This window comes from Kitasatospora sp. NPDC001539 (assembly GCF_040298565.1).
GTDB lineage: Bacteria > Actinomycetota > Actinomycetes > Streptomycetales > Streptomycetaceae > Kitasatospora.
This window is the reverse complement of sequence record NZ_JBEPAK010000355.1, coordinates 1-5403: the sequence shown is the minus strand read 5'-3', so window position 1 is coordinate 5403 and position 5403 is coordinate 1. Positions and strand designations below refer to the sequence as shown.

Below are 5403 nucleotides of genomic sequence, written 5' to 3'. Positions count from 1 at the left end.
GCGTGCGGGAGCTGCACGCCGCCGGGCTGCGGCTGGCGACCTTGACCAACGGCTCGACCGCCGGTGCGGAGCGCCTGCTGGACGGCGCCGGGCTGCTGGACTGCTTCGAGGCGCTGCTCGACGTGAGTGCCCCCGCCGCCTGGAAACCGGCCGCCGCGGCCTACCGGTACGCCACCAGCACCCTGGGCACCGCACCGGAGGAGACGGTGCTCGTCGCGGTTCACCCCTGGGACATCGACGGCGCCCGCCGCGCCGGGCTCCAGGCCGCGTGGCTCCGGCGGGAGGCGACCGAATACCCGGCGATCATGACAGCCCCGCACTACACGGCGAGCGATCTCCCGGACCTCGCCCGCACGCTCACCCGGGCTGTTTCCTGACTCGCGCCTGTGCACCGGCGAGTGCCACGAGCGCATCCCTGCGGTGCGCCGCCGCCACGGCGACGGGGCCGGCGCCGACGGCTGTCCGGCGCCCCCGCTCCTGAGAATCACCGATCTTGACGCCGCGTCAGTGCGCGGCACGGCGCGGGGCCGGCCCGTTACGCCGTGACGGCGGCGTCGGAGGCGGAGCGGCCCCGGCGGAGCGTGGCGAGGACGTGGTCGAGGGCGAGCGCGCCGGGGCCGGTGAAGACCAGGAGCAGGAAAGCCCAGCAGTACATCGCGGAGGGCTCGCCGTGGTTCTGCAGCGGCAGCAGTGCGTCGGCCTGGTGCTCCACGAAGTAGGCGTAGGCCATCGAACCGGAGGAGACCAGGGCCGCGCTGCGCGTGAACAGGCCGGACATGACGAGGACCCCGCCGACCAGCTGTATCGCGGCCGCGTACCAGTAGGGCCAGGTGCCGGCAGGGACGGTGGCTCCGGTGCCCATGGATCCGCCGAAGACGCCGAACAGCGAGGAGGCGCCGTGGCAGGCGAAGAGGAAGCCGATGACGATCCGGAAGAGGCCGAGCGCGTACGGGCTGGCCTTGTCCATGGACGCGGTGAGAGGCATGAGTTCGGTCGTTCCTTCGATAGGGGACGGGAAGCGCCGACGTCAGAGGTTAGGTGAGGCTAGCCATACCTGTAAAGGCGTGCGGGCTGAGGCTCGCTCACGGACCAAGGGCTTCACCGCCTTCCGCGCACGGGTCGTGAGCGCGCCGCGCCGGCCCGCGTGATCGGCCACGAACCGGGCCTCATGCAGCCGTGACCGTCCGCGCCTTGGCCTCCCGGACACCGCGCAGGGTGCCGGCCCAGGCGATCACCTGGTCGAGCTCTTCTTCATCCATGTCACAGGCGGCCGCGCTGTCTCGTCTCAGGTCCCGGAAGCAGACTTCGGGATCGGGAAGGTGATGGTCATGCGGGTGTTCGTGGCGGGCGGGAGCGGGGTCCTGGGGCGGCGGCTGGTGCCGCAGTTGGTGGCCCGGGGCCACCAGGTGACGGCCACGACGACGAGTCCGGCCAAGCTGGACCTGCTCGCGCGGCTCGGCGCCGAAGGCGTCGTGATGGATGGGCTCGATGCGGTGTCGGTCGGCGAGGTGGTGGCCGCGGCCCGACCGGATGCGATCGTGAACCAGATGACGGGCCTGTCCGAGGCGCACGCCGGCAAGCCCACCATGAGGAACGCCGACCGCTTCTTCGCGCCCACCAACCGGCTCCGCACCGAGGGGATCGACCATCTGCTGGCCGCCGCCGAGGCGGCCGGGGTCTCCCATGTCGTCGCGCAGAGCCACGCCAGCTTCAACGGAATCCGCGAGGGCGGATGGGTCAAGACCGAGGGCGACCCGCTGCAGGTCGTGGAGGGGACGAAGGCGATCAGCCACCTCGAGGCCGCGGTCGTCAGGGCGGGTGGCGCGGTCCTTCGCTACGGCGGCTTCTACGGCCCGGGCGCCAACGACGACCAGGTCATGATGGTGCGCAAGCGGATGTTCCCGCTCGTCGGGGGCGGCACCGGCTACACCTCGTGGGTGCACATCGACGACGCGGCGAGCGCCACTGTCCTGGCGGTGGAGCAGCGGGCCCAGGGCGTGTTCAACATCGTCGACGACGAGCCGGCACCGGTCAGCGAGTGGCTTCCGTATCTCGCGAAGTGCGCCGAGGCCAAGCCGCCGCGGCGGCTTCCCGCATGGCTGGCCCGGCTGCTGGCGGGCGAGATGGTGGTGGGCATGATGACCGAGGGGCGCGGCTTCTCCAACGCCAAGGCCAGGCGGGAGCTGGGCTGGGAACTGCGGTACCCGTCGTGGCGTCAGGGGTTCCGCGAGGAGCTGGCGTGACCGCATTCGTTCGCGCGCCTCGTGAACCCGTCTCCCGGGGCGCGCGACCGGGTGGTGGACGGACTTCACGGAGAGAGGACACGGCATGAGCAAGGTCGAGGACTTCGAGGAGCTGCGACCGCTGCTGTTCTCGATCGCCTACCGGATCCTGGGCAGCGTGAGCGAGGCCGAGGACGCCGTACAGGAGACGTGGCTGCGCTTCGACGGCTCGGCGACCCGGCCCACGTCGACCAAGGCGTACCTGTCGGCCGCGGTGACACGGATCTCGATCGATGTGCTGCGTTCGGCGCGAGTACGGCGGGAGTCGTACGTGGGCCCGTGGTTCCCCGAGCCGCTGCTGGCCGACCCGTACGAGGATCCGGCGCGGTCGGCGGAGCTGGCCGACTCGCTGTCGATGGCGGCACTCCTGCTGCTGGAGCGGCTCAGCCCGCTGGAGCGGGCGGTGTTCGTGCTGCGGGAGGTGTTCGACTTCGGGTTCGACGATGTCGCCGTGGCGGTGGGACGGTCGGAAGCGGCCTGCAGGCAGCTGCTGGTCCGGGCACGGCGTCACATGGCGGCCGGGCGGCCTCGGTTCGAAGCAGACCGGCAGGAGCGCCAGAGGCTGGCGACGCGGTTCCTCGACGCGCTCAGGAACGGCGACGTGGGCAGCCTGCAGAGCCTGCTGGCCGCCGACGTGCAGCTGGTCGGGGACGGCGGCGGGAAGAGCCCGCAGCTGGCCAAGGCCGTCAGTGGCGCGGAGAACGTGGCCCGACTGCTCGGCACGGTCTTCCCGTGGCTCGTCAGGATCGGCGTCACGTTCGAGCCGCAGGAGGTCAACGGCCAGCCGGGCGCGATCTTCCGCCACCGGGACGGCAAGATCCTGCAGGTCCTGGTACTTGATGTGCTCGACGGGCGGATTCAGACCATCCGAGGGGTGATCAATCCCGAGAAGCTCGACCACCTCGGGCCGGTCGCCGACGCCTGGGCCGCCGACCGCGAAGTGAAGCAAGCGCGTCGGGAGTGGGGCTGACGTCGGCAGTGGGGCTGACGTTCGCTCGGATGGCCGGAGGCGGTCGAGGGGCCGGACGAACCGCTCGCCTGCGGACAGGCACGGCCGCCACCCGCAAGCCGCAGGGCAGCCGGGACGGGGAGGCATGAGCGGTACCCTTGCGGCTGCCTGCGGCGCGGAGGAGTAACCGTGGTCGCCGACGGCGGAGACCTCCGGCCGCGTCGTGGGGTCGTCCCCGGTCGCGCGCGGCGCGTTCGGCGTGTTCCGCCTCTGCGGGTGCGGCGCCGCGTGGGGTGTGTCAGCGGGGCACGGCGATGCGGTCGAGCCATTCGATGAGCAGGTGGCGCTCCGGCACGCTCAGCGTTTCCAGATCCGGGGCCACGGCCCGCAGGGCGACCGCCAGCACCCGCGTGCTGTCCGTGGCCGCGGAAGGGGCGTCGGGCAGGATGCGGGCGAAGACGGCGTCCATCATCGCCTCGCCCATGGCGGGGTCCCGCCTTTCCGGCGGCGTCGCCAGCAGGATCTGGACGGTCCCGACGCCCGCGGCGTGGATGAGGTCGACGGCGAGGGGCTCGGGTACCCGCAGCAGCCCGGCCGCCGCGAGCCGGTGCACGCGCGCCTGAAGGATCTCCCGCCCCGCGCGTGCCGCCGGCGAACCGGGAGCGCGCTCGGGGTCGCTCAGCAGCCGGAACACGGCTGGATGAGTGAGGCCGAACTCGATCTGCTCCCGCCAGCTCGTCCGCAGGTCGTCCAGCGGGTCAGTGTTCGCGGCCGCAGCGCTGGCGGCACGGGCGGCCTTCCGTGCCACGAATGCCGCCATGACGTGCTCGGCGACGGCGTCCATCAGGCCGTCCTTGTCGCCGAAAAGGCGGTAGATGGCCGGCGCCTGGACGCCCGCGCGCTGGGCCACGCCGCGGGTGGTCACGGCGCCGGGGCCGCTCTCGCCCAGCAGGGCTGCGGCGGCCTCGATGATCGCTGCCCGGGTGTCCGTCCTGTGCTTGGCCTCATCGTCCATGTATCAACGATATCACTGTGTTGCTATCGGTGGAATCGCGTCGTACGGTGGTCTCCGACGGACGATAACGCTGATAGCGAAGGATGAATATCGATGATAGTCGTGACCGGAGCGACCGGGGCGCTCAACGGCGCCACCGTGGACCACCTGCTGGAAACGCTGCCCGCGAGCGAGATCGCGGTGGCCGTGCGCGATCCCGCGAAGGCGGAGCGCTTCGCGCGGCGCGGCGTGGAGGTCCGGCGCGGCGACTACGCTGCCCCCGACACCCTGCCCGCCGCGTTCACCGGAGCAGATCAGCTGCTGCTGGTCTCCTCCAACGACCCGACGGCCGACGCGGTCGCCCTGCACCGCACGGCGATCGACGCCGCCGTCGAGGCGAAGGTCGGCCGCATCCTCTACACCAGCCATCAGGCCGCAGCGCCGGACAACCCCTTCGCGCCCGGGCGTGACCACCACGTCACGGAGGAGTTGCTGGCCGCCTCCGGCGTCCCCTGGACCTCCCTGCGCAACGGGTTCTACGCCCACAGCCTGGAGTTGCTGGCCGGCCCGTGGCGCGAGACCGGCGTCATCGCGGTACCCGGCGACGGGCCGGTGTCCTGGACCGCCCGCGAGGACGCCGCCCAAGCCGCCGCCCTGATCCTCGCCTCCCCGGGCGCCCACGAGGGACCGGTCACCCTCACCGCGCCCGCCGCCCCCACCTTCGCCGAACTCGCCGACACCGCCTCCGAACTGGCAGGGCGCCCGGTACGCCTTCAGCTGATGGACGACGACGACTGGACCGCCGCACAGGCCGCCGCGGGGCAGCCCGCCTCCATGACCCGCTTTCTGCTGGGCTTCTACCAGGCCGCTCGGGACGGCTACTTCGCCGGCACCAGCCCGCTCCTCGGCGAACTCCTCGGCCGCGCGCCCCGCACCGCACGCGAGGCCCTGTAGGGCCGCCCCGACGGCCTGCCGGCAGTCCGAAGTCGCCTGCCCCCCCACGGGCGCAGCGCAGCGTGAGGGGAGCGACTCCGGACTGGCTGGGGCGGCCGGCGCGGCGTGGCCCGGCTCGGCGGGGGCGGGCAGGCCGCGCGACTCGTCGAAGGCCTGGTCGCCGCGCACCCGCGCATCAGCGCCGGCGCCGCCCCGCAACCTCCGCAATCTGCCCAGTCCCGACG

The 5403-nt window shown here is 72.6% G+C and carries 6 protein-coding genes; 4 read left to right on the top strand and 2 right to left on the bottom strand.

Features of this window, described 5'->3' with window-relative positions; genetic code table 11:
• Positions 1-377, top strand: a 377-nt coding sequence (locus ABT247_RS31450; protein WP_350749497.1) for an HAD family hydrolase, incomplete at its 5' end; no start/stop codon positions are given.
• A 158-nt stretch (positions 378-535) separates the two neighbouring features.
• On the opposite strand, the gene ABT247_RS31445 is transcribed toward ABT247_RS31450, so the two are convergent.
• A complete protein-coding gene (locus ABT247_RS31445; RefSeq protein ID WP_350749493.1) occupies positions 536-985 on the bottom strand; it encodes a DoxX family protein in 450 nt (149 codons plus the stop codon).
• 343 nt (positions 986-1328) lie between these two features.
• Here ABT247_RS31445 and ABT247_RS31440 point away from each other — a divergent pair, with 343 nt between their 5' ends.
• Positions 1329-2243 carry an NAD-dependent epimerase/dehydratase family protein gene (locus ABT247_RS31440; protein ID WP_350749490.1) on the top strand — a complete coding sequence of 305 codons (915 nt, stop codon included), beginning with the start codon at positions 1329-1331 and terminating at the stop codon, positions 2241-2243.
• A gap of 85 nt (positions 2244-2328) precedes the next feature.
• The gene (locus ABT247_RS31435; protein ID WP_350749487.1) at positions 2329-3252 is read left to right on the top strand and encodes an RNA polymerase sigma-70 factor; all 924 of its coding nucleotides are present in this window, start codon (positions 2329-2331) and stop codon (positions 3250-3252) included.
• A gap of 277 nt (positions 3253-3529) precedes the next feature.
• On the opposite strand, the gene ABT247_RS31430 is transcribed toward ABT247_RS31435, so the two are convergent.
• A complete protein-coding gene (locus ABT247_RS31430; protein ID WP_350749484.1) occupies positions 3530-4246 on the bottom strand; it encodes a TetR/AcrR family transcriptional regulator in 717 nt (238 codons plus the stop codon).
• A 93-nt stretch (positions 4247-4339) separates the two neighbouring features.
• On the opposite strand from ABT247_RS31430, the gene ABT247_RS31425 reads away from it, so the two are divergent.
• Positions 4340-5179 (top strand): NAD(P)H-binding protein, encoded by an 840-nt coding sequence (locus ABT247_RS31425; protein ID WP_350749481.1) that lies wholly within the window; start codon positions 4340-4342, stop codon positions 5177-5179.
• Positions 5180-5403: the final 224 nt, after the last annotated feature.